The organism is Leucobacter sp. Ag1 (genome assembly GCF_000980875.1).
Taxonomy (GTDB): Bacteria; Actinomycetota; Actinomycetes; order Actinomycetales; family Microbacteriaceae; genus Leucobacter; species Leucobacter iarius.
Map to the genome: position 1 here is coordinate 61,965 of NZ_LAYO01000101.1, position 21,409 is coordinate 83,373.

18 protein-coding genes are annotated in these 21,409 nt (G+C 71.8%); 11 read left to right on the forward strand and 7 right to left on the reverse strand.

Going from position 1 to position 21,409, the window contains the following annotated elements:
• The first annotated feature begins 45 nt into the window (after positions 1-45).
• Genes XM48_RS10800 through XM48_RS10810 form a run of 3 tightly spaced genes read left to right on the forward strand, consistent with a single transcriptional unit; the run spans position 46 to position 3,111 of the window.
• Positions 46-828 (forward strand): IclR family transcriptional regulator, encoded by a 783-nt coding sequence (locus XM48_RS10800; RefSeq protein ID WP_046455818.1) that lies wholly within the window; start codon positions 46-48, stop codon positions 826-828.
• Positions 829-880: 52 nt separating this feature from the next.
• Positions 881-2,155 (forward strand): AMP-binding protein, encoded by a 1,275-nt coding sequence (locus XM48_RS10805; RefSeq protein ID WP_231580868.1) that lies wholly within the window; start codon positions 881-883, stop codon positions 2,153-2,155.
• Complete coding sequence (locus XM48_RS10810; protein WP_046455819.1) at positions 2,152-3,111, forward strand: 1,4-dihydroxy-2-naphthoate polyprenyltransferase; 960 nt, start codon at positions 2,152-2,154, stop codon at positions 3,109-3,111. The genes XM48_RS10805 and XM48_RS10810 overlap by 4 nt, the downstream gene beginning before the upstream one ends.
• On the opposite strand, the gene XM48_RS10815 is transcribed toward XM48_RS10810, so the two are convergent.
• From XM48_RS10815 to XM48_RS10825, 3 genes are all read right to left on the reverse strand, one after another.
• On the reverse strand, positions 3,075-4,436 hold the full coding sequence (locus XM48_RS10815) for an acyltransferase (protein WP_052961452.1): 1,362 nt from the start codon (positions 4,434-4,436) through the stop codon (positions 3,075-3,077). The two genes, XM48_RS10810 and XM48_RS10815, sit on opposite strands and share 37 nt — an antisense overlap.
• Positions 4,437-4,546: 110 nt before the next feature.
• Positions 4,547-5,218: a response regulator transcription factor gene (locus tag XM48_RS10820; protein ID WP_046455820.1), complete on the reverse strand. Its 672-nt coding sequence runs from the start codon at positions 5,216-5,218 to the stop codon at positions 4,547-4,549.
• A complete protein-coding gene (locus tag XM48_RS10825; protein WP_046455821.1) occupies positions 5,215-6,408 on the reverse strand; it encodes a sensor histidine kinase in 1,194 nt (397 codons plus the stop codon). Before XM48_RS10825 ends, XM48_RS10820 begins: the two co-directional genes overlap by 4 nt.
• 344 nt (positions 6,409-6,752) lie before the next feature.
• On the opposite strand from XM48_RS10825, the gene XM48_RS10830 reads away from it, so the two are divergent.
• The 3 genes from XM48_RS10830 to XM48_RS10840 all read left to right on the forward strand — a co-directional run bounded on the left by XM48_RS10830 (position 6,753) and on the right by XM48_RS10840 (position 10,870).
• On the forward strand, positions 6,753-8,561 hold the full coding sequence (locus XM48_RS10830; protein ID WP_046455822.1) for an ABC transporter ATP-binding protein: 1,809 nt from the start codon (positions 6,753-6,755) through the stop codon (positions 8,559-8,561).
• Positions 8,558-10,390 carry an ABC transporter ATP-binding protein gene (locus XM48_RS10835; protein WP_046455823.1) on the forward strand — a complete coding sequence of 611 codons (1,833 nt, stop codon included), beginning with the start codon at positions 8,558-8,560 and terminating at the stop codon, positions 10,388-10,390. Before XM48_RS10830 ends, XM48_RS10835 begins: the two co-directional genes overlap by 4 nt.
• 108 nt (positions 10,391-10,498) lie before the next feature.
• Positions 10,499-10,870: a hypothetical protein gene (locus tag XM48_RS10840; protein ID WP_046455824.1), complete on the forward strand. Its 372-nt coding sequence runs from the start codon at positions 10,499-10,501 to the stop codon at positions 10,868-10,870.
• Between the two features lie 19 nt (positions 10,871-10,889).
• On the opposite strand, the gene XM48_RS10845 is transcribed toward XM48_RS10840, so the two are convergent.
• The gene (locus XM48_RS10845) at positions 10,890-11,204 is read right to left on the reverse strand and encodes a DUF4229 domain-containing protein (protein ID WP_046455825.1); all 315 of its coding nucleotides are present in this window, start codon (positions 11,202-11,204) and stop codon (positions 10,890-10,892) included.
• An 84-nt stretch (positions 11,205-11,288) separates the two neighbouring features.
• Between XM48_RS10845 and XM48_RS10850 the strand changes: the two genes are divergently transcribed.
• Entirely contained in the window at positions 11,289-11,783 is a 495-nt protein-coding gene (locus XM48_RS10850; RefSeq protein WP_084821124.1) for a PLD nuclease N-terminal domain-containing protein, read from the forward strand.
• Entirely contained in the window at positions 11,780-13,636 is a 1,857-nt protein-coding gene (gene menD, locus XM48_RS10855; protein ID WP_046455826.1) for a 2-succinyl-5-enolpyruvyl-6-hydroxy-3-cyclohexene-1-carboxylic-acid synthase, read from the forward strand. Before XM48_RS10850 ends, menD begins: the two co-directional genes overlap by 4 nt.
• A 9-nt stretch (positions 13,637-13,645) precedes the next feature.
• Here the strand turns inward: menD and XM48_RS10860 are convergent, their stop codons facing one another.
• From XM48_RS10860 to XM48_RS10870, 3 genes are all read right to left on the reverse strand, one after another.
• Positions 13,646-14,518 carry a phosphate--nucleotide phosphotransferase gene (locus tag XM48_RS10860; protein ID WP_046455827.1) on the reverse strand — a complete coding sequence of 291 codons (873 nt, stop codon included), beginning with the start codon at positions 14,516-14,518 and terminating at the stop codon, positions 13,646-13,648.
• 136 nt (positions 14,519-14,654) lie between these two features.
• Complete coding sequence (locus XM48_RS10865) at positions 14,655-16,208, reverse strand: choice-of-anchor D domain-containing protein (RefSeq protein ID WP_046455828.1); 1,554 nt, start codon at positions 16,206-16,208, stop codon at positions 14,655-14,657.
• Between the two features lie 172 nt (positions 16,209-16,380).
• Positions 16,381-17,667 (reverse strand): isochorismate synthase MenF, encoded by a 1,287-nt coding sequence (locus XM48_RS10870; RefSeq protein ID WP_046455829.1) that lies wholly within the window; start codon positions 17,665-17,667, stop codon positions 16,381-16,383.
• 141 nt (positions 17,668-17,808) lie between these two features.
• Between XM48_RS10870 and XM48_RS10875 the strand changes: the two genes are divergently transcribed.
• From XM48_RS10875 to XM48_RS10885, 3 genes are read left to right on the forward strand one after another with little or no spacing between them, the layout of a single operon-like run.
• The gene (locus tag XM48_RS10875; RefSeq protein WP_231580869.1) at positions 17,809-18,723 is read left to right on the forward strand and encodes a class I SAM-dependent methyltransferase; all 915 of its coding nucleotides are present in this window, start codon (positions 17,809-17,811) and stop codon (positions 18,721-18,723) included.
• Entirely contained in the window at positions 18,720-19,778 is a 1,059-nt protein-coding gene (locus XM48_RS10880; protein WP_046455831.1) for a polyprenyl synthetase family protein, read from the forward strand. The genes XM48_RS10875 and XM48_RS10880 overlap by 4 nt, the downstream gene beginning before the upstream one ends.
• A 43-nt stretch (positions 19,779-19,821) precedes the next feature.
• Positions 19,822-21,198, forward strand: a complete 1,377-nt coding sequence (locus XM48_RS10885; RefSeq protein WP_046455832.1) for an FAD-dependent oxidoreductase — start codon at positions 19,822-19,824, stop codon at positions 21,196-21,198.
• Positions 21,199-21,409: the final 211 nt, after the last annotated feature.

Consider the following 21,409-nt stretch of genomic DNA (forward strand, 5'->3'; position numbering starts at 1 on the left):
CCACTTGATCCACTATTCGGAGTCTTCGTTCCGTATAGTGGAATCATGATCGACGATGCGCAGAGCGGAGCCGGCCCGACCGGCCAGGTGCAGTCGGTGGCGCGCGCGTTCGGACTGCTCGAGGAGCTCGCGGCCGCAGCGGTGACGGCCCCCGACGGGGCGATGCAGCTCGCCGAACTGGCAGCGCGGACGGGTCTCGCCGTCCCCACCGCGCACCGCCTACTCCGCACGCTCCAGAGCCTCGGCCACGTACGGCAGCTCGAGTCGCGCGCCTACGCGCTCGGCCCCGGGCTCATCGGCCTGGGCGAGCGGGCCACCCCGCGCCTCGCCGAGCGGGCTCGCGCGGCGCTCGTCCGCATGGAGGCGGCGGCGCAGGAGACCGCGAACCTCGCGATCCTCGACGGCGACGACGTCGCCTACATCGCGCAGGTGCCCTCGCGGCACCGGATGCGCATGTTCACCGAGGTCGGCCGACGCGTGCTGCCGCACGCGAGCGGCGTCGGCAAGGCCATGCTCGCGACCCTGCCCGAGGCCCGGGTGCGCGAGATCGTGGCGCGCACCGGCCTGCCGGGGTACACGCCGACGACGCTCACGACGGTGGACGCGCTGCTCGCCGACCTCCGCGAGATCCAGCACCGGGGCTTCTCCATCGACGACGGCGAGCAGGAGGTCGGGGTGCGCTGCATCGCGGTCGCGATCCCCGGGGCGCACCCGCCCGCCGCGCTCTCGATCTCGGGCCCGGCGACCCGCATGACCGACGCGATCGTCCGCACCGCCGTCGACGAGCTGATCCGGGGGGCCCGGAGCCTCGGAGATCCGGCGGGCTGAGCGCGCTCCGATGTTCGGCCGGGATCCGGCGGCGGCCGGTATCCTGGAGGGTGTGACTTCGAAAGCTCCGATCCGAGCGATCCCCACCGGTGATCGGGCCTGGCTGCTGGCCGCGCTGACCGACGCGCTCGACGGCGGGACCCCCGTGCTCCCCGTTCCCGACGGCTCCGAGACCGGGGCGCTGAGCGCCCTGCAGCGGCTGCCGGAGAGCGAGCTGCCCGAGGGCACCGCGCTCGTGATCCTGACCTCGGGATCGAGCGGAGTCCCGAAGGCCGTCGCGCTCTCGGCGTCCGCGCTGCGCGCCAGCGCCGAAGCGACGCACGAGCGGCTCGGCGGGCCGGGCCAGTGGATCGTGGCGCTGCCGACCTACCTGATCTCGGGCGTGCAGATGCTCGTCCGGTCGATCGTGTGCGGCAGCGATCCGGTGTTCTTCGACGACCCGAGCGGTCGACCCTTCGATCCCGCCGCCTTCCTCGACGCCTGCGACGCGGCCGACGGCGGCTCGACGGGCCGTCGCTACGTCTCGCTCGTGCCGGTGCAGTTCGCGCGCCTGCTCGAGCTCGCCGAGCAGGATCCCGAAGCCGCCGATCGGCTGCGCGCCATCGACGGCGTGCTCGTCGGCGGGCAGGCCGTGACCCTCGAGATGCGCCGCCGAGCGCACGCGCTCGGCGTGCGGCTCCGCCGCAGCTACGGCATGACCGAGACCGCGGGCGGCTGCGTGTACGACGGCGTCGAGATCGGCGACACCCGGGTGCGGATCCGCGCCGGGGAGGTGCAGCTCGCGGGGCCGAGCCTCGCGCTCGGCTACATCGGGGATCCGGTGCTCACCGCCGAGAAGTTCGTCGAGGAGCTCGGGCGCGACGGCGTTCCGACCCGCTGGTACCGCACGGGGGACGCCGGCGAACTGCTCGGCGGCATGCTGACCGTGACCGGTCGCCTCGACCGGGTCCTCGTCTCGGGCGGCGTCAACGTGTCGCTCGACGAGATCGAGCGGATCGCGCGCGAGCACGAGGGCTGGGACTCCGCCGTCGCGGTGCGGGTGCCCGACGCCGAGTGGGGCGAACGGCCCGGCCTCGTGGTCGAGATCGCCGATCCGACGGGTGCCGCGCGCGCCGACTTCGACGCGATCCGCGCCGTGATCCGCGAACAGCTGGGCGCAGCGGCCGCCCCCGAGTGGTCGACCGAGATCGACCGCATGCCGCGCCTGCCGGGCGGCAAGCCCGACCTGCGGGCCATCGACGAGTGGATCGGCCGGCTCCGCGCGAGCTTCGCCGAGACCCGCGCGGCAGGCAGCGCCGCCGCGCACAGCCAGGAGGACGACGCATGAACCAGCACGCCAAGCACCCGCGCCACTCGGGCAACCCCGCGGTGCGCGCCGCAGCGGAGCGCCTCGAGCGCGAGGGGCACCGCGCAGCCATCACCTGGCGCGACTGGGTGGGCGGTGCGCGACTGCGCACCCTGCCGCTCGCGATCGCGCCGGTCGCGGCCGGCGCCGGCGTCGCCCACATGGTGCGCGGCTTCTCGCTGCCGCTGACGCTGCTCGCGCTCGCCGTCGCGGTGTTCTTGCAGATCGGCGTGAACTACGCGAACGACTACTCCGACGGGATCCGCGGCACCGACGCGTTCCGGGTGGGCCCCGCGCGCCTCACCGGCTCCGGTCTCGTCGACCCGAAGCGGGTGCTCCGCACCGCGCTCGTGTTCTTCGGCCTCGCCGCGATCGCGGGTCTCGCCGCGGTGATCATCAGCGGCCGCTGGTGGTTCCTGGCGCTCGGCGTCGTCGCGATCCTCGCCGCCTGGTTCTACACCGGAGGCAAGCGGCCCTACGGCTACGCCGGACTCGGCGAGCTCATGGTGTTCATCTTCTTCGGCCTCGTCGCGACCGTCGGCACGGTGTACCTGCAGACCGATGTGCAGACGCAGGAGGCCTGGATCGCGGGCGCCGGTGTCGGGCTCTTCGCCGTCGCGGTGCTCGTGGCCAACAACCTGCGCGACATCCCGACCGACACGCTCGCGGGCAAGAAGACCCTGTCGGTGCGGATCGGCGACCGCGCGTCGCGGATCCTCTACGTGGTCTGCGTGCTGCTGCCGTTCGTGGTCCCGGCGCTCTACGTCGTGGTCGACCCGGGCATGGTGCTCGTCTGGTTCGTGCTCTTCCTCGCAGTGCCCTGCGCGGTCATCGTGCTGTTCGCCAAGACGGCGAAGGAGCTGGTGCTGGTGCTGGCGCTCACGAGCTTCGCGGCGCTCGCCTACGGCGTACTGGTCGGCGTCGCCTTCGCTTTCTGAACCGGGCGGGCCGTCGCCGGGGCGCGTCCGGTGCGGCTGGCGAGCAGCCCCGCGCCCATGAGCACGACGCCGATGATCCAGGCCCAGAGCGCTCCCGTGCCGACGAGCACGGTCAGCACGCCCGCGGCTCCGGCGACGGTGCCGAGCACGGCGCGCGCGAGCGGTGACCGCTCGGCCGATCGGGTCGCAGCGGTTGCGATCCCGGTGACCGGTGCCCGTTTCGGGCCGCGCTCGAAGCGGGCGAGAGCGAGGACGACCGGGGCGACGGTGATGCCTGCGGCGACCAGCCAGGCGGGCCGGGTCGCCCACCACTCGAACGACAGCGGGACGGGGAGCGCGGAGCCGCCGACGAGCAGCAGCCCGGCGAGCAGCACGACGACGGGCATATGCCAGGAGTACACCGTCATCGCGCGCGAGTTCAGTGCGTCCGAGGCGCGCTGCACCGCGGGCAGCTCGGCCCAGCGCGCGAGCGTCGGGCGGACCGCCGCGAACAGGGCGCACTGCGCGATCCCGAGCAGCGCGAGCGCCGCGGTGGGCGGGTTGAGCGCCTCGAAGAGGTTCGCCGGGGACGCGCCGATCGCGACCAGGGCGACGATCCCGCCGAGCGCGACCACCGCGGCGCGCGGGCTCGGTGCGACGCCGTCGGCGAGACGGTAGCCGAGCTGCTGCACGAACACCCAGACGAGCAGCAGGTTCGCGAAGCCGATGGCGTCGACGCCGGTCAGCAGGCGCAGGCCGTCGACGGCGCCGATCGCCAGGCCGAGTCCGAGCAGCGTCGCGCGAGGGGCGCGCTCGTGCAGGCGGAGGGTGAGCGGGACGAGCGCCGAGCAGAGCACGTAGACCCCGAGGAACCACAGCGGCTGGCTGATCCGCCACCCCGCGGTCGCGACCATCGAGGGGTCGAGCCCGGCGGCGTCCAGGCCGGCGAGTGCGAGCGCGGTGACGGCCGCCGCCAGCAGCGGCACGGGGAGCAGGCGCCGCAGCCGCGCGGAGACATAGCCCGCAGCCGATGCTCCCCGTGCGCGCATGCGACGGTAGTGCAGGGCCGAGGCGAACCCGCCCATGATGAAGAACAGCGGCATCATCTGCGCGAACCACGAGAACACGGTGAAGCCGTCCCAGCGCTCGAGCGCGTTCTCGAGCACGACGGAGCCGTCCGAGACGCTCACACCCACCATGAGCGCGTGCACACCGACGACCGCGAGCAGGCAGGCCGCGCGCACGAGGTCGACGGCGCGGTCCCGACCGCTCGGCGCTGCGGTCGGTGCGGAGCGGGCGATGCGGCGGGCGGTCGCGGTGCGCGGAGCCGGGGCGATGATGGCCATGGGGCGGTCCTTCCGATGGGGTCGGAAGAAACGGTCCCGCGCGGGGTCGGGGGCCGGCATCGCCCTCGGGCGCCAAATCGACCCCCTACCGCGGTGCTACCCCGCGTCGTTCAGCGGTCGGGCTGCACGAGGCCCGCATCGTAGGCGAGGATCACGGCCTGCACGCGATCGCGCAGTCCGAGCTTCGCGAAGATCCGCGTCACGTGGGTCTTCACGGTCTGCTCGGCGATGAACAGCTCCGCCGCGATCTCGGTGTTCGACCGCCCGCGCGCGATCCGCTCCAGGATCTCGCGCTCCCGCTCGGTCAGGTCCGCGAGCCGGAGGGCGTGGCGATCGCTCGGCGGGCGCTGCTCGGCGAAGCGCTCCAGCAGCCGACGGGTCACGCTCGGGGCGAGCAGGGCATCGCCCGAGGCGACGACGCGCACGGCCTGCACCAGGTCCGCGGGCGGCGCGTCCTTCAGCAGGAACCCGCTCGCCCCGGCGGCGAGGGCGTCGTGCACGTACTCGTCGATGTCGAACGTGGTGAGGATCACCACTCGCGGACGGTGATCGACCCGAGGCGGGGGATCCATGAGACGGCGGGTGGCCTCGAGCCCGTTCGTGCCGGGCATGCGCACATCCATCAGCACGACATCGGGGCGCAGCCGATGCGAGAGCGCGACACCCTCCTCGCCGTCGGCGGCCTGCCCCACCACCTCGATGTCGGGCTGCGCGTCGAGGATCGCCGCGAAGCCGGCGCGGACCATGGCCTGGTCGTCGACGATGAGCACGGAAACGGTCATGGGGTTCGAGCCTCCGGGGACTGGGGATGCAGGGGGACGAGCGCGGCGACGGCGAACCCGCCGTCGGGCGAGGGTTCCGCGGTCAGGACCCCGCCGAGCGCGACCACGCGTTCGCGCATCCCGCGGATCCCGTGACCGCTCGGGTCGGCCGTGGGCACGGCGCGACCCGGCAGCGCCGTGTTGCGGACCCGGACGATCAGCGCATCGGCCTCGGGGTCGAGGTCGAGCTCGACGACGGCGTCGGCGCCGGGGGCGTGCCGAGCGACGTTGCCGAGCGATTCCTGCACGACGCGGTACACGGTGAGCGCCGGGAAGGGATCCACCGACTGCCGGACCTCGGACGGCAGCCGGTCGAGCAGCTCGGCCCGCGATCGCGAGACGAGCTCGGGCAGCTCGGCGAGGCCCGGCTGGGGTGCTTCCTCGGCATCGCCGTCGGCGCGCAGCACGCCGAGCAGCGTACGCATCTCGCCGAGTGCGAGCCGCGCGGTCGCGGCGAGCTCGTCGAACTCCGAGGCGACTTCGTCGGAGATCCCCGGGTGCCGGTAGCGCGCGCTCGCGGCCTGCACCTGGATCACCGACATCCCGTGCGCGACGACGTCGTGCATCTCGCGCGCGATCCGGGTCCGCTCCTCGGCGACCTGCCTGCGTGCGAGCGAGAGTTCGGAGGCCTCCTCGGCCTCGGCCAGGCGCTCCCGGTTGCGGATCCAGGACCGGGCGAAGAGCGCGATCAGGATCGCGAGGCCCGCGAGCGCGACGAAGACGATCAGGTCGGCGATGACGGGCCCGACGGCGAGGCGCTGCCCGCGCGCCAGGGTCACCGCGAGCGCGGTGCCCGCGGTGAGGATCCCGCCCGCCGTGGAAATGAGCCACTGGCCCTGCAGCGCGGCGATGCCGAGGGTCGCGGCGAAACCGATCGTGGTGGCGACCGGGACCGGCCACGGTGCGGCGCCCGTCGCCGCGAGCGCGTTCAGCTCCGAGACGGCACCGACGACCGCGACGGCGACGCCGAGCACGGGGAACCGGACCGCCAGGAGCAGCCCGGCGGAGTGGAGCAGCGCGACGACGATGCTCACGACGGGCGGGACCCCGTAGACGGTCGCGCCCAGCGAAGCGCTGACGGCGAGGAGCGCGAGCGCGAGCGCCGAGACGGCCGCCCAGGCGAGGAGCGGGATGCGGGGCCGGGCGGTCATGCGGCAAGGGTACCGCGCGGGCTGCGCGGGATTCCGGCGTCGCTCCGAACGGGTGCGGCGCGGTGCGGCGGGCGCGGTTCGGGAATCCGTCGCCCGATTCGAAATCGACCCTTGCCTCCGGCTCCGCGGCGGCGATAGGCTGACTTCCGGTATCCCACGACCCGGAAAGGAGCAGGCACATGGTACGCATCATCCCGTCCCCGTTCGCAGCTCTTCCGGGCATCGCGCTGTCCGGCCGGTAGCTTCACCGCTCCGCTGCCCGCTCCAAGAGCCCGCCAGCAGCAGAGCCAGCCGCACGACTCCAGCTCACGCGCATCTTCGCGCACGCACGCATCTCAGGGAACATGACCACTTCACACGCCGACACGGCACCTCAGACCCAGCGACTCTCGACGCTGCGCGCACTCGCGCGGCTCCTGCCCTTCGCGAAGCCCGCCCTGCCCCGTCTCATCGGCGGGCTCTTCGTCGGTCTCGCCGCGGCCGTCGCCAGCCTGCTCATCCCGCTCGCGCTCCAGTACGTGATCGACGGTCCGCTCACCTCGGGCGACCGCACGGCCTTCCTCTGGGCGGCCTTCGGCGTGCTCGCGCTCGGTGTGGGCGAGGCGCTGTTCGTCTTCCTGCGCCGCACCCTCGTGCTGACGCCCGCCGCCGCGGTCGAGTATTCGGTCCGGCAGGCCTTCTACCGGCGGCTGCAGCGCCTGCAGGTCGCCTTCCACGACCGGTGGCAGTCCGGACAGCTGCTCAGCCGCATGATGCAGGACATCGGCCTCATCAGGCGCTGGCTGGCCTTCGGCTCGATCCTGCTCGTCATCAACGTCACCACCCTGGTCCTCGGCATGGCGCTGCTGTTCCGCTGGCACTGGGCGCTGGGCGTCGGCTTCGTCGTCTGCAGCATCCCGATCTGGGTGGTCAGCTACCGCTTCGAGCAGCGCTACGGCGTGCTCACCCGCACCAGCCAGGACCAGGCGGGCGACCTCGCGACCGCGGTCGAGGAGAGCGTGCACGGCATCCGGGTGCTGAAGGCCTTCGGGCGCGGCGGTCACGCGCTCGGCGCCTTCGAGCGCAAGGCCGAGACGCTGCGCGCGACCGAGATGAGCAAGGCGCGCGAGATGGGCGTGATCTGGTTCTGGTACGAGCTGGTGCCGATCATGGCGCAGAGCACGTGCTTCATCATCGGCGTCGTGCTGGCCGCCCAGGGGCAGCTCACCGTCGGCGAGCTGTTCGCCTTCTTCGCTCTGGCCGCGGCGATGCTCTGGCCGATGGGATCCCTCGGCTTCCTGTTCTCGTTCCTGATCGACACCCGCACCGCGACCGATCGCGTCTTCGAGGTGTTCGATGCGCCGATCCTCATCGAGGATCCCGCCGATCCGCGCACGATCGCGGAGCCGAGGGGCGCGCTGGCGTTCCGCGGTGTGCACTTCCGCTACCCGGATGCGAAGGAACCGGAGACCGACCTGATCGACGGGCTCGACCTCGTGCTGCGCCCGGGCGAGACGATGGCGCTCGTCGGCGCGACGGGCAGCGGCAAGACGACGCTGACGGCGCTGCCGACCCGGCTCTACGACGTGACCGCCGGGTCGGTCGAGATCGATGGCGTCGACGTGCGCGAACTGCGGCTCGAAGACCTGCGCAGCCTCATCGGCGTCGCCTTCGAGGAGCCGATCCTGTTCTCGGCGAGCGTGCGCGAGAACGTGCTGCTCGGGCGCCACGATCTCGACCCGGGAAGCGCCGAGGCGGACGCGGTGCTGCGCGAGGCGCTCGACGTCGCGCAGGCCGGTTTCGTCCACGAACTGCCCGACGGGGTCGACACCGAGGTGGGGGAGGAAGGGCTCAGCCTCTCCGGCGGCCAACGGCAGCGCCTCGCGCTCGCCCGAGTGGTCGCGGCCAACCCGTCCGTGATGGTGCTCGACGACCCGCTGTCCGCGCTCGACGTCGACACCGAGGCGCTCGTCGAGGCCGCGCTCCGGCGCGTGCTCGCGGGCACCACCGCGCTGATCGTCGCGCACCGGCCGTCGACGGTCGCCCTCGCCGACCGCGTCGCGGTCATGCGCGACGGCCGCATCGACGCGGTCGGTACCCACGGCGAGCTGCTCCGCAGCAGCGAGCACTACCGCTATCTGATCTCCAGCATCGAAGAGGAGGGCCGGCGATGAGCCCCGAGACCGTCCGCGGAACCCGCGGAGAGGATCGCGAGCACTACACCCGTGCCGAGAGCCGAGCGATCCGTCGGCGCTCGCTGCGCCTGCTCGGCGCGATCCTGAAGCCGCTGCGCCGGCTCGTCCTCCTCACGATGGTCGTCGTGATCGCCTCGACCGCGCTGCGGGCCATCGGGCCGACGCTGCTCGCATTCGGTATCGACGAGGCGCTGCCGCGCGCCGTCGACCAGGGCGACTGGTGGCCGGCCATCGGTATCGGGGCCGCGTTCCTCGCGACCGGTGGCATCGGCGCGGCGCTCGTCGGCTGGTACGTGGTGCTCATCGCCCGGGTCACCCAGGCGGTGATGCTCGAGCTGCGCATGCGGATCTTCCGGCACACCCAGCGACTCAGCCTGGAGTTCCACGAGGGCTACACCTCGGGTCGCATCATCTCGCGGCAGACGAGCGACCTCGAGTCGATCCAGGAGCTGCTGCACGGCAGTCTGAACGAGCTCGTGGACGCCGTGCTGCTGGGCACGTTCACGCTGATCGCCCTGTTCCTGATCGACTGGCGCTCGGGTCTCGTGCTGCTCGGTTTCGGTCTGCCGCTCGTCGTGCTCATGTGGTGGTTCGTGCGCGAATCGCAGAAGGGCTTCCGCTCGACGCGCGTCGTCAGCGCCCGGCTCATCGTCCAGTTCGTCGAGACCATGACGGGCATCCGCGCCGTGCAGGCCTTCCGGCGGGAGAAGCGGAACGACGCGGTGTTCGGCAGGGTCTCCGACGACTACCGCCGGGCGAACGTCCGCGTGATCCGGCTGTTCGGCGCGCTCGATCCGGGCCTGATCCTGCTCGCGAACCTCACCATCGCGGTCGTGCTGCTCTGGGGCGGCCTGCGAGTGATGGATGCCGGTCTCGCGATCGGCGTGCTGCTCGCGGCGGTGCTCTACGTGCGCAACTTCTTCGGGCCGATCGAGGACGTGGCGATGTTCCTCAACTCCTACCAGTCCGCGGCGGCGGCGCTCGAGAAGGTGTCGGGCGTGCTCGAGGAGGAGCCGACCGTGCGCGATCCGGCGGCGCCGGTGCGGCTGTCCGCCGCTCGCGGTGCCCTCTCCTTCGAGGGCGTGCGCTTCGGGTACGCGAATGGACGCACGGTGCTCGACCTCGCCGAGTCCGGGCAGCGCGATCTCGTGCTGCCCGCGGGGCAGACGGTCGCGCTTGTCGGAACCACGGGAGCCGGCAAATCGACCCTGGCCAAGCTGGTCGCGCGCTTCTACGACCCGAGCGAGGGTCGGGTCGCGCTCGACGGCGTCGACCTGCGCGACCTCGCGCCGGCGGACCTGCGGCGCGCGATCGTCATGGTGACGCAGGAGGCCTACCTGTTCAGCGGGACCGTCGCCGACAACATCGCGCTGGGCAAGCCCGACGCGACATCGGACGAGATCCGGGCGGCGGCGCGGGCGGTCGGAGCCGATGCCTTCATCGAGTCACTGCCCGACGGCTATGCCACCGACGTCAACAAGCGCGGCGGTCGCGTGTCCGCGGGGCAGCGCCAGCTGATCTCGTTCGCGCGCGCGTTCCTCGCGGATCCCGCGGTGCTGATCCTCGACGAGGCGACCGCGTCGCTCGACCTGCCGAGCGAGCGTCAGGTGCAGGACGCGCTGCAGCGCCTGCTCGCCGACCGCACCGCGATCATCATCGCGCACCGGCTGTCGACGGTCGCGATCGCGGATCGGGTGCTCGTGATGGAGCACGGACGTGTGATCGAGGACGGGACTCCCGGCGAGCTCATCGCTTCGGGTGGCAAATTCGCCGGCCTGCATGCGGCGTGGGAGGACTCCCTGGCGTAGCGGGAGGCGGAGTTATCCACAGATCGGGGGATCCGGGCACATCGGCCCGGATCCCCTGGGAGCATGGGACCTCCATCCCCGTCCACCTCGAGAATGGAGCCCCGTGGCATGACCGAACCCCAGATCTGGACCATCATCGGCGTGCTCGTGGCGAGCACGGTCGGCTTGGCGGCCTTCATGACGCAGACGCTGCAGCGCAGCGTTGCGGGACTGCGCGACGAGATGGTGGGCCGGTTCACCGCTCTCGACGGGCGTGTCGAGCGTCTGGAAGGACGCTTCGATCGGCTCGAGCATAAGGTCGACGGTCTTGAAGGCGATATGCGCGTGGTCTCCGAGAAAGTGGATGGCCTGGAACGCGATATGCGCGTGGTCTCCGAGAAAGTGGATGGCCTGGACCGGGACATGCGCGTGCTCTCCGGCAAGGTCGATGGCCTCGACCGAGACGTCCGCGCGATCTCGGAGCAGATTCTTCCGGAGTGAGTCTCCGGCGGAGCTCTCGCTACTGTTCGCGAGGTGCGGGAGGGACCGCCGAATTCGAGGTGTCGTCTGCGGCGCCGGATTCGGTGGCGTCCACCGCCTCGTCCTCGATCACGTCGTCCTCGGTGCGCTCCTTGGTGCGCCAGGCATAGATGCTCTCCGATGCCGCGGAGCGCTGCCGGTTCAGGAAGATGACCGAGAGGCTCACCGCCGCGAGCGTCGCCACGATCGCCGACAGCCACCACGTCCATCCGATGAGCATGAGGGCGGCGAAGGGCACCACGAAGAACACGAGGCGCAGCACGACGTAGACGAGCCAGGCAGAGCGGGATTTCACCCTTCGAGTGTACGGGTACCGGCTGGGTCGCCCCTCAACGGTCGGATCCAGCGCACCGACAGCCGGGCTGGGTACGATGGGTGCATGGTACGAGTGGCGATCATCGGAGTGGTCGTCGCCGTTGCATTCACGCTCTATGCGCTGATCGACGCGGCGATGTCGGAACCGTCGCGGTCCCGGGGCGTCAGCAAGCCGGTCTGGGTGGTGCTCACCGTCGTGCTGCCGGTGATCGGCGGGATCCTCTGGTTCACGATCGGCAGGGGGCAGCCGCAGCCCGCGCGTCCGGCCGCACGCCCCGACGACGATCCCCGCTTCACCGCGACGCGACTGACGCACGATCAGCTCGACGACCACATGCGGGAGCTCGAGGACCGTCTGCGCGAACTCGACGCCGAGACCTTCCCCGGCGAACCTCCGGCAGTCGACGTTCCGGATCCCACCCGAGGAGCCGAGCCCGAACGGACCGGAGATCAGGCTCCGGACGCACCCGAGCCCGGCGCCGGCGATCCGTTGCATCCCCGAGATCGGCTGAGCGGGACGGACCTCCGGCCCGACGACCCCGAGCCGGGCCGGAAGTGAGCACGGCGCCCGCCGCCGAGTTCTCGATCGCGCTGCTCGCGGAACTCGTCCGCGGCGGAGTACGCGACCTGGTGGTCTGCCCCGGCTCCCGGTCGCAGGCGCTCGCGCTGGCCGCCGCAGCTGCGGAGGCCGGCGGTGCTGTTCGCCTGCACGTGCGCGTCGACGAGCGCTCGGCCGGGTTCTTCGCGCTGGGCGTTGCACGTGAAACGGGCGTTCCCGCGCCGATCATCGTGACGAGCGGCACCGCGGTCGCCAACCTCGTGCCGGCCGCGCTCGAAGCGCACGAAGCTCGTGTTCCCATGCTGCTGCTGACCGCGGACCGGCCGGACGAGCTTCGGGGCATCCGCAGCAATCAGACCACCCGGCAGGGTGAACTGGTCGGCGCGTTCGCCCGGCTCGTGCTCGAAGTGCCGGCTCCCGCTGCAGTGCCGGACTCGACGGAACCGCCCTGGATCGCCGGATTCGAGCCGGACCGTCTGGCTCGGACGGCGCTGCAGGCCGCCCGCGGCACCTCCGAGCGACCGGCGGGTCCGGTGCAGCTCAACCTCGCGTTCCGCGAGCCGCTCTCCGGCCCTCCGCTCGGCGGGAACCTGCGCGTCGGAACTGAGACGTTGACCGTTTCCGAGCTCTTCGCCTCCGCGCGCGCGGACGCCGATCGCGAACTCGACGGGGAGGAACCCGCCGCGGGTCCTGCAGGAGACCGCCCGAGGCTCGAGGCGATGGGCGGCGGAAATCGAGCGGTGCCCGAGTGGCCGGGTGCAGAAACCTACGTGCACGACGACGGCGTCCGTGCGGTGGTCATCGCGGGTGCGGATGCCGGAGACCGGGCCGAGGCCTTCGCCCACGACGCCGGTCTGCCGCTGCTCGCCGAGGTCGTCAGCGGTGTGCGGTTCGGGCGTGAAGCGGTGACGAACTACTCGGCGCTGCTCGACGACCCCGAGCTCGGTGGCGCGGTGGAGCGGGCGATCGTGTTCGGCCACCCGACGCTGACCCGGCAAGTGCCGGCGCTGCTGAAACGCGACGGCGTCGAAGTCGTCGTCGTCGACCCGCACCTCGGCCGCGGGGTGGAGCACTACGATCCGAGCGGCGCTGCACGAGTGGTGCGCATCGCGAGCGTGGGCGAGGCGCACGATCCGCGGGCGGTCCGGGAGTGGCTCGGTTCCTGGATCGTCGCCGATCGCGCATTGCGCGAGGCCCGCAGCACGGTGCACGAGCCCGACCTCGCCGCTGCGCTCGCCCCGGGATACCGGGAGCGCAGCAGCTACGCGCGCGCCGAGGTCGCCGTCATGCGCGAACCCGTGACACGCGAGATGCTCGCCGAATCCGTGTGGCGGGCGACCTGGCCGCACGACCGTCTGGTGGTCGCCGCGTCGCGGTTGGTCCGAGTGCTCGACGGGATCGCCCCGCCTCGACGGATCCGGGTGCACGCCAACCGCGGCCTCGCCGGGATCGACGGGACCGTGGCGACCGCGCTCGCCATCGCCGCGGTGAGCCAGTCCGCGGACGATCCGCGGCAGGCGGCGGGAACCACCCGCGTGCTGATCGGCGATCTCGCGCTGATGCACGACGCGGGGTCCCTGCTGCTCGATCCGGAGGAGCTCCGCCCGCGCATCCAGGTGCTCGTCGGCGTCGACGGCGGCGGCACGATCTTCGACGGGCTCGAGGTCGCGGGAACCGCGGATCGCGACGCCTACCGCAGAGTCATGACGGTGCCCCGGTCGATCGGGCTGCGCGAACTCGCCGAGGCCTACGGATGGGCCTACGAGCGGGCTGCGACGCGGAGCGAGCTCGACCGGATCTTCACCGCTCCCGTGACCGGTCCGACGATCGTCGAGGTCCCGCTGGCCGAGTAGTCCGCGGGCTCAGGCCGGCCAGCGCAGGTCGATCGAATCCTCGATCCGCGCGCGTTCGGCTGCGACGTCGAACTCCGGTTGCGGCCATTCCGGGGCCATGCGGTGCAACTCCGAGATGACGATCCGCTGCACCGCGGCTCGGGCGTACCACTTGGCGTTCGCAGGGACGACGTACCAGGGCGCGTGCTCGACGTTCGTGCGCTCGATCGCGATCCCGAACGCGTCCATGTAGTCGGGCCAGAGCAGCCGCTCGTCGACATCGCCGGGGTTGTACTTCCAGTACTTCTCGGGGTCGTCGAGGCGCGAGAGGAGCCGGGCCGCCTGCTCCTCGGGGGAGATGTGCAGCATGATCTTGACGATGCGCACACCGGCGTCCGCGATGCGGCGCTCGAAGTCGACGATGGCGCCGTAGCGCCGTTCGATCTCCTCCGGCGGGGCGAAGGCGCGGACGCGCTGGATCAGCACGTCCTCGTAGTGGGACCGGTCGAAGAGCCCGATGACTCCGGGGCCGGGAACCCGGGGCTCCACCCGCCAGAGGAAGTCGTGCGTGCGCTCTTCCGGTGTCGGGCTCTTGAACGCGGTGAGTGCGAGCCCGTACGGCTCGAGCTGGGCGAACACGTGGTTCACGATCCCGCCCTTGCCCGCGGCGTCCATGGCCTGGAGGACGACGAGCAGCCGATCTTCGGCTCCGAGCCGGCTCTGTGCGAAGAGCTTCTCCTGCAGGCCGCGCAGTTCCTGTGCGGATGCGGCGAGCTCGGTGGCGCCCGCGCGTTTGTCGGCGGCGGTTCCGGGGGTCGAGGACGGGTCGACTCTCCGCAGATCGAAGTCGGGCCCGACGCGCAGCAGCGCCGAGACGTCGTCGGTCCAGAAGTGCTTCGTCATGGGGCCTCCTCGCTTCGGTCACACAGTACCGGGGCGGGGGCGGCGGCTCCAGTCTCGGAGCGGGCCACATGTCGGGCATCGGCGTCGAGGACGCGGGAGCCCGGCACGTGGCCCGAGGGGTCTCCGGGGATCGCGGTCAGGCGGTCTCGTCGGACACGCGCCGTTTCCGCGCGACCAGCGCGAGCGAGACGCCGCCGAGGAGGAGCGCACCGCCCGCGGCAGCGGCGAGCGGGGTCCAGAGCTCCGGGGCTCCGGTGGTCGCGAGCGGCTGCGCCGCATCGGTGGTCGGCATGATCGCCGGGCGCGCGGTTCCGCTCGGCGTAGCCGGGGCGGTGGTGGGAGGAGTGCTCGGACCGGTCGGATCCGTCGGGCCGGTCGGTTCCGTCGGTGCGGTCGGTTCCGTCGGTGCGGTCGGTTCCGTCGGTGCGGTCGGATCCGTCGGTGCGGTCGGATCCGTCGGCTCGACCGGAGGCTGCACGGAAGCGGTGCTACCGGCGAGTCGGGACACCGCCGAGTTCTTCGGACTGCTGGCGCTCCACTGGTCGGTGAACACGATGGATCCGAGCTCGCCGGACGCGCTCCGGAGGTCCGCGGGGGTCCAGGTCACCGGCACTTCCACCTGGGCGCCCGGTGCGAGGTACGGATCGAAATCGCCGATGGTGAGCTCGGACCCGCCGGACGTCCCCTGCAGTTCGGCGGTCAGCAGCACCCGGCGGCCGGTCGGGTTCGTGACCGTGACCGTGCGGTCGGTCGCGGTTCCGGGCTCGACGTTGCCGAAGTCGGCATCGGTCGCCGTCAGCGGCACCTCGACTCCGATCCCGCTGTAGTTCGCGATGAAGGACGCGGGCCGATCGGTCCCCCAATCGGGAACCGGCGGATGCGCCGAGACGAGGAAGGCGCCGCTCTGCTCTCCGACGGAGTACGGCGAGTACGTGACTGGGATGTTCGCGCTCTCGCCCGGAGCGAGCGTGCGCGGGAGCGATGCCGGGTCGGCGAGCCGCACCGGCGAGCCCCAGGAATTGATCGCGAGGATCGGGAGATCGAACGCGGTGATGTTGGTGACTCGAAACTCGATGGGATCGGAGGTGGTGCCCACCGGTACCGATCCGGCGTCGACCTGCGAGGTCTCGAGCACCTTCGGGTTGCCGTTGATCGAGACCTGGGCGTCGACCGGGTCCCCGTCGGGGACGCCGGCGGGGGTGACCGGGGTCGCCCGCATGTTCCAGCCGGCGCCGAGCGAGTAGTGGCTCTGCGGTGCGAAGTAGTACTCGAGGGTGCACTGGTCGCCGGCGTGCATGATCGTCGTGCCGAAGTAGGGCGGGCAGACGCCCGTGAACTTGGCGCCGTACTCGGGAGTGACCGAGGGCTCGCCCTGGTTGCCGAACCGGATATCGCGCTTCGCGGTGACGGTGACCGTTCCCGTGCCCCGGTAGCCGAGCGCGGCATCGATCTCGAGTCGATCGCTCGACAGGCTGAAGAGGTCGTTCTCGGACTGGGCGGTTCGCGTGCGGGGCGCTGATGCTTCGGGCAGTGCGAGGTGCGGGACCTCTGCCCGTGCGGTCGGCTCCTTCGAATCCGCGGAGTCCGCCGGCGCGGCGAGCGCCGGCGTCGCCGCGCCGAACGACAGGGCGAGTGCGATCGCGGAGACGCCGATCAGGGTCGTCTTCGGGCGGGTGATGCGTGAACGCATGAAGTCTCCTTTCGAGGGGAGCCTGGCGGCGTTCGACGGGGGACGAGCCGCCAGGCTCGGGCGGAGTGATCAGGTCCGCATTCTGAAGTATATCATGCGGAAATTTTAGATACGCGAAAGTTCGATCCGGCGGCAGCGCGAACCTCCGACCGCCGCCCGGAGGACGGGCGGTTCAGGCGGAGAAGGCCTCGACGACGGGGCGGAACTTCGAGACGGTCTCGACGAACTCGTGCTCGGGATCCGAACCGGCCACGATCCCGCCCCCCGCGGTCGCGGTCAGGGTTCGGGTATCTGCGGAAGCGGATTCGAGCTGTCCGCAGCGCAGCGCGATCACCCATTCGCCGTCGCCGGCGGCGTCGATCCACCCGACCGCCCCCGAGTACCGGCCGCGGTCGAACGGCTCGAGCTCGGCGATCGTCTCGATCGCAGCGCCGGTCGGCGTGCCGGCGACCGCCGCGGTCGGATGCAGGGCTCCGACGAGCTCGAGCGCGCCGCGGTCGGCGCCGAGCCCGGCGCCGAGGTCGGTCGCGAGGTGCCAGACGTTGGGCAGACGCAGCGCGAACGGCTCCTCGCTCGTGTGCAGCGATCGCACGTGCGGGGCGAGTGCCGTCACGACGCTCTGCACGGCGAACGCGTGCTCGTGCTGATCCTTCGCGCTCGTCAGCAGTTCGTCGCGCGCGCGCGCGTCGGCGGCGGCGTCCCCGGCGACCCGTGCGCGCGTGCCGGCGAGTACCCGCGCCGAGACGGCGCCGCCGGTGGACCGGATGAGCGTTTCGGGGCTCGCGCCGATCAGCCCGTCGACCGCGAAGGTCCAGCAGTCGTCGTAGCGCTCGGCGAGGCGGCCGAGCGGCACGCGCAGGTCGTCGCCGGCGGGGATCTCGGTCGCGGTCTGCCGGGCCAGCACCACCTTCTCGAGCGCTCCGTCGTCGATGCGGCGGACGGCCTCGCGGACCCCCGCGAAATAGGCGTCGGTCTGCGGCCCCCGCGCGGTGACGTCGAGCGCGGCGCCGCGCCACCCGCCGCGGGGAGGCGCCTCGGGCAGCTCGGGATCGAGCGCGGTCGCGGCGGCATCCGCGCCGGTCGGAGCGAGCGTCACCTCGGTGATCCAGGCGAGGCCGCGGTGCCGCGCGATGAGCAGGCGGGGGACCACGAGCACGCTCTGCGCGCCGCTCGTCCCGGCGAACGCGAAGGTACCGAGGGCGACCAGGCCGCTGCCCGGCAGGCGCACCGGATCGTCGATCTCGGCCGCGGCCGAGATCTCGCGCCAGGCGGCTGCGGCTCGGTCGAAGCGGTCGGGGCCGGAGAACACGAGGCGCAGTGCTTCGCCGATACCGACGCAGCCGCGATCCCCGCGGGTCCAGACGAGCGGCTCGGCAGGATCGGCGTACGCGAGGAGGTCGGGGAGCTCGGCGAGGGGTCGCGTGACGGCGCGAAGGCTCGGAACGGACACGCTGCTCACCCTGACAATCTACTCTCCCGCGATGCGCGAGCCGTGCGAGGCCTGCGCGCGGAGCCGTCGCCCGCGCCCGCGCAGGGGCGCGCATCCGGGTGCGCGGAAAGCCCATGCGATGGGTTCAGCGGAACGGGCTAGCATGGTGGGGTGACCCGCCCCGATACCGCCACGAAGCTAGCAGCCGATGTTTCCGCGATGTTCGACGAGGTGTCACCGCGCTACGACCTCATCAACGATGTGCTCTCCGTCGGCAACTCCCGACTGTGGCGCGTCGCCATGACCAAGGCGCTGCAGCCCCGCAAGGGCATGCGGATCCTCGACCTCGCGGCCGGCACCGGAACGGCGAGCGCCGCGATCGCGAAGCACGGTGCCCACGTCACGGCTGCGGACTTCTCCGAGGGCATGCTCGCCGAGGGGCGGATCCGCCAGGCTGGCAACGACCTCATCGACTTCGTCTGGGCCGATGCCACGCAGCTGCCCTTCGACGACAACAGCTTCGACGCGGCGACCATCTCCTTCGGCCTCCGCAACGTCGAGGGCCCCGAGCGGGCGCTCGCCGAGATGTTCCGGGTGGTGAAGCCCGGGGGGCGCGTGGTCATCTGCGAGTTCTCGCGGCCGACCTCGTCCCTCATGCGCGGCCCCTACACGGCCTACTCCCGTGCGGTGCTGCCGCGCATCGCGGGGCTCATCAACAAGTCGGCGGCCGAGGCCTACCGCTACCTGAACGAGTCCATCGAGGCGTGGCCCGCACAGGACCGCCTGGCCGCCATGCTGCGCGAGGTGGGCTTCGAGCGGGTGGCCTACCGCAATCTGACCGGCGGGATCGTCGCGCTGCACCGCGGCTTCGTGCCGCGCGAACCCGTCGAGATCCCGGCTGCGGAGCCCGTGGCTGCGGAGCCCGTCGCGAAGACGCCCGCGCGGGCGAAGAGCGCCGTGAAGCCGAAGGCCGCCGCGTCGAAACCGAAGGCGACCGCCCGGGCGAAGGCCCCGGCCAAGCCGAAGACCGCGCCGGCGAAGCCCGCACCGAAGCGCACCGAAGCACCGTCAGAGGAAGAGGCATGAAGCTGACGAACGCCGCAGACACCGCGACGCAGGCACTGCCCATGCGGCTGTTCCGCGGGGCGCAGGACCGGAGGCACGCCCAGCGCGTGCAGGAGCAGCTCGAGCTCGTCGAAGCGGGGCTCATCGAGCACCTCGGCTTCGCCTCCGACGTCGCCGACGCGCCCGCCCGCTACCTCATGGAGGCCGGCGGCAAGCGGATCCGACCGATGCTCACTCTGCTGACGAGCGAGCTCGGCACCGGCCCGAACGAGCTGGTGCGCCGCGCGGCGCAGGCCGTCGAGATGACCCACCTGGCCTCGCTCTACCACGACGACGTGATGGACGACGCGAAGCTCCGCCGAGGCGTTCCGGCCGCTCAGACGGTCTGGTCGAACTCGGTCGCGATCCTCGCGGGCGACCTCCTGTTCGCCCGGGCGTCCAGCCTGGTCTCGGGCATGGGGGAAGAGGCGATCCTGCTGCAGGCGCAGACCTTCGAACGACTCTGCCTCGGGCAGCTGCACGAGACGGTCGGCCCGAGGGAGGGCGACGATCCGATCGCGCACTACATCCAGGTGCTCGCCGACAAGACGGGCGCGCTGATCGCGACCGCCGCGCGCATGGGCGTGATGTTCGGTGAGGCCGCGGCCGAGTACGCCGATCCGGTGACCGAGTACGGCGAGCGCATCGGCGTCGCGTTCCAACTCGTCGACGACGTGATCGACCTGTCGCCGAAGAAGGAGGCGACGGGCAAGCGGGCCGGTACCGATCTTCGCGCCGGCGTCGCCACGCTGCCGGTGCTGCTGCTCCGCCGTCGGGCCGAGAACGGCGATGCCGCCGCGAGCGAGCTCCTGGCGCGCATCGACGCGGGCGTGGCCCGCATCGCCGCGGGCGAGGATCCCGCGCTGCTCGACGCCGAGGTCGAGGCGCTGCGCGAGCACGAGGTGACCCGCGAGACCGAGGCCGAAGCGAAGCGGTGGGCGTCCGAGGCGGTGGCGCAGCTCGATGCACTGCCCAAGTCCTCGGTGCGCCGTGCGCTCGAGCGCATGGCCGATTCGATCGTGAACCGCGAAGGCTAGATTCCGCGAGCGTGCGGAGGCGACTGGAAGAGATAGAGGGCTGATGGAGAAGATGCGACTGGCGATCGTCGGCGCCGGACCGGCGGGTATCTACGCCGCCGACCTGCTGATCAAGGCCGAGCGCGACTTCGAGGTCGAGATCGACCTGTTCGAACAGCTGCCCGCCCCGTACGGGCTGGTGCGCTACGGCGTCTCTCCCGACCACCCCCGCATCAAGGGCATCATCACCGCCCTCCGCGAGGTGCTCGATCGGGGCGATATCCGCTACTTCGGCAACGTCCGCTACGGCACCGACATCACGCTCGACGACCTCAAGAAGCACTACAACGCGGTGATCTTCTCGACCGGCGCGATCCGGGACGCCTCGCTGAGCATCCCGGGGATCGACGCCGAGGGCTCCTACGGAGCCGCGGACTTCGTGAGCTGGTTCGACGGGCACCCCGATGTTCCGCGCACCTGGCCGCTCGAGGCGGAGCAGGTCGCCGTGATCGGCAACGGCAACGTGGCGCTCGACACCTCCCGCATGCTGATCAAGCACGCGGACGATCTGTTGCCCACCGAGATCCCGGCGAACGTCTACGAGGGGCTCAAGGCGAACCCGATCCAGGAGCTCCACCTGTTCGGACGCCGCGGCCCGAAGTACGTGAAGTTCACTCCGCTCGAGCTGCGCGAGCTCGGCGAGGTACGAGATGTGGACATGGTCGTCGACGAGCGGGACTTCGACGTCGACGACGCCTACGCCGACGAGACCCTGGCGAAGAACAAGCAGGTCATCGTGATGTCCCGCATCATGGACAAGTGGCGCCAGGAGCAGCGCGATCGAGTGAGCGGCGAGGTCGCCCCCGCGTCGCGTCGCCTGCACTTCCACTTCTGGTCGAAGCCCGTCGAGGTCGTCACCGAGGGCGGTCGGGTGACGGGGCTCCGGATCGAGCGCACCGCGCCCGACGGCAACGGCGGGGCGGTCGACACCGGTGAGTTCGAGGTGATCCCGGTGCAGTCGCTGTACCGTGCGATCGGCTACTTCGGGTCCCCGCTCGACGAGATCCCATTCGACGACCGTCGCGGAGTGATCCCGAACGAGGCCGGGCGCGTGCTCGATGCCGCGGGCGAGCGCCTGCACGGTGTCTACGCGACGGGCTGGATCAAGCGCGGCCCCGTCGGACTGATCGGGCACACCAAGTCCGACGCGATGGAGACGCTCGAGTCCCTCATGGAGGATCGCGGTACCTGGTGGACGCCCGAGGACGCGTCGCTCGAAGCGATCCCGGCGCTGCTTTCGGCGCGGGAGGTCCCTTACACGACCATCGAGGGCTGGCACCGGCTCGACGAGCACGAGCTCGGGCTGGGGGAGGCCGAGGGGCGCACGCGCATCAAGGTGGTTCCCCGGGACGAGATGACCCGGATCGCTCGGGGCGACTAGTCCTCCGTCCGCTCCCGCGGGCGCACCGCACGTAGGCCGTCCGGCCGGCACCGATCACGGTGCGGGCCGGGCGGCCTTCGTCGTTCCGCTGGTGGTCGGGCACGGGGTTCGTGGGGCGTTCCGAGGGGCTCGAAGCAAGAATCGGCGTGATTCCGCGGATCTGCGGTGAGACACGCGCGGGATTACGCCTCGTGTTGCGGGTGGGGTGGGG

What these genes read in the sequence shown, in the direction of transcription:
- XM48_RS10800 (WP_046455818.1), top strand. Translation starts at nt 46, where the DNA reads ATGATCGACGATGCGCAGAGCGGAGCCGGCCCGACCGGCCAGGTGCAG.
- XM48_RS10810 (WP_046455819.1), top strand. Translation starts at nt 2,152, where the DNA reads ATGAACCAGCACGCCAAGCACCCGCGCCACTCGGGCAACCCCGCGGTG.
- XM48_RS10815 (WP_052961452.1), bottom strand. Translation starts at nt 4,436, where the DNA reads ATGGCCATCATCGCCCCGGCTCCGCGCACCGCGACCGCCCGCCGCATC.
- XM48_RS10820 (WP_046455820.1), bottom strand. Translation starts at nt 5,218, where the DNA reads ATGACCGTTTCCGTGCTCATCGTCGACGACCAGGCCATGGTCCGCGCC.
- XM48_RS10825 (WP_046455821.1), bottom strand. Translation starts at nt 6,408, where the DNA reads ATGACCGCCCGGCCCCGCATCCCGCTCCTCGCCTGGGCGGCCGTCTCG.
- XM48_RS10830 (WP_046455822.1), top strand. Translation starts at nt 6,753, where the DNA reads ATGACCACTTCACACGCCGACACGGCACCTCAGACCCAGCGACTCTCG.
- XM48_RS10835 (WP_046455823.1), top strand. Translation starts at nt 8,558, where the DNA reads ATGAGCCCCGAGACCGTCCGCGGAACCCGCGGAGAGGATCGCGAGCAC.
- XM48_RS10840 (WP_046455824.1), top strand. Translation starts at nt 10,499, where the DNA reads ATGACCGAACCCCAGATCTGGACCATCATCGGCGTGCTCGTGGCGAGC.
- XM48_RS10850 (WP_084821124.1), top strand. Translation starts at nt 11,289, where the DNA reads ATGGTACGAGTGGCGATCATCGGAGTGGTCGTCGCCGTTGCATTCACG.
- XM48_RS10860 (WP_046455827.1), bottom strand. Translation starts at nt 14,518, where the DNA reads ATGACGAAGCACTTCTGGACCGACGACGTCTCGGCGCTGCTGCGCGTC.
- XM48_RS10865 (WP_046455828.1), bottom strand. Translation starts at nt 16,208, where the DNA reads ATGCGTTCACGCATCACCCGCCCGAAGACGACCCTGATCGGCGTCTCC.
- XM48_RS10880 (WP_046455831.1), top strand. Translation starts at nt 18,720, where the DNA reads ATGAAGCTGACGAACGCCGCAGACACCGCGACGCAGGCACTGCCCATG.
- XM48_RS10885 (WP_046455832.1), top strand. Translation starts at nt 19,822, where the DNA reads ATGGAGAAGATGCGACTGGCGATCGTCGGCGCCGGACCGGCGGGTATC.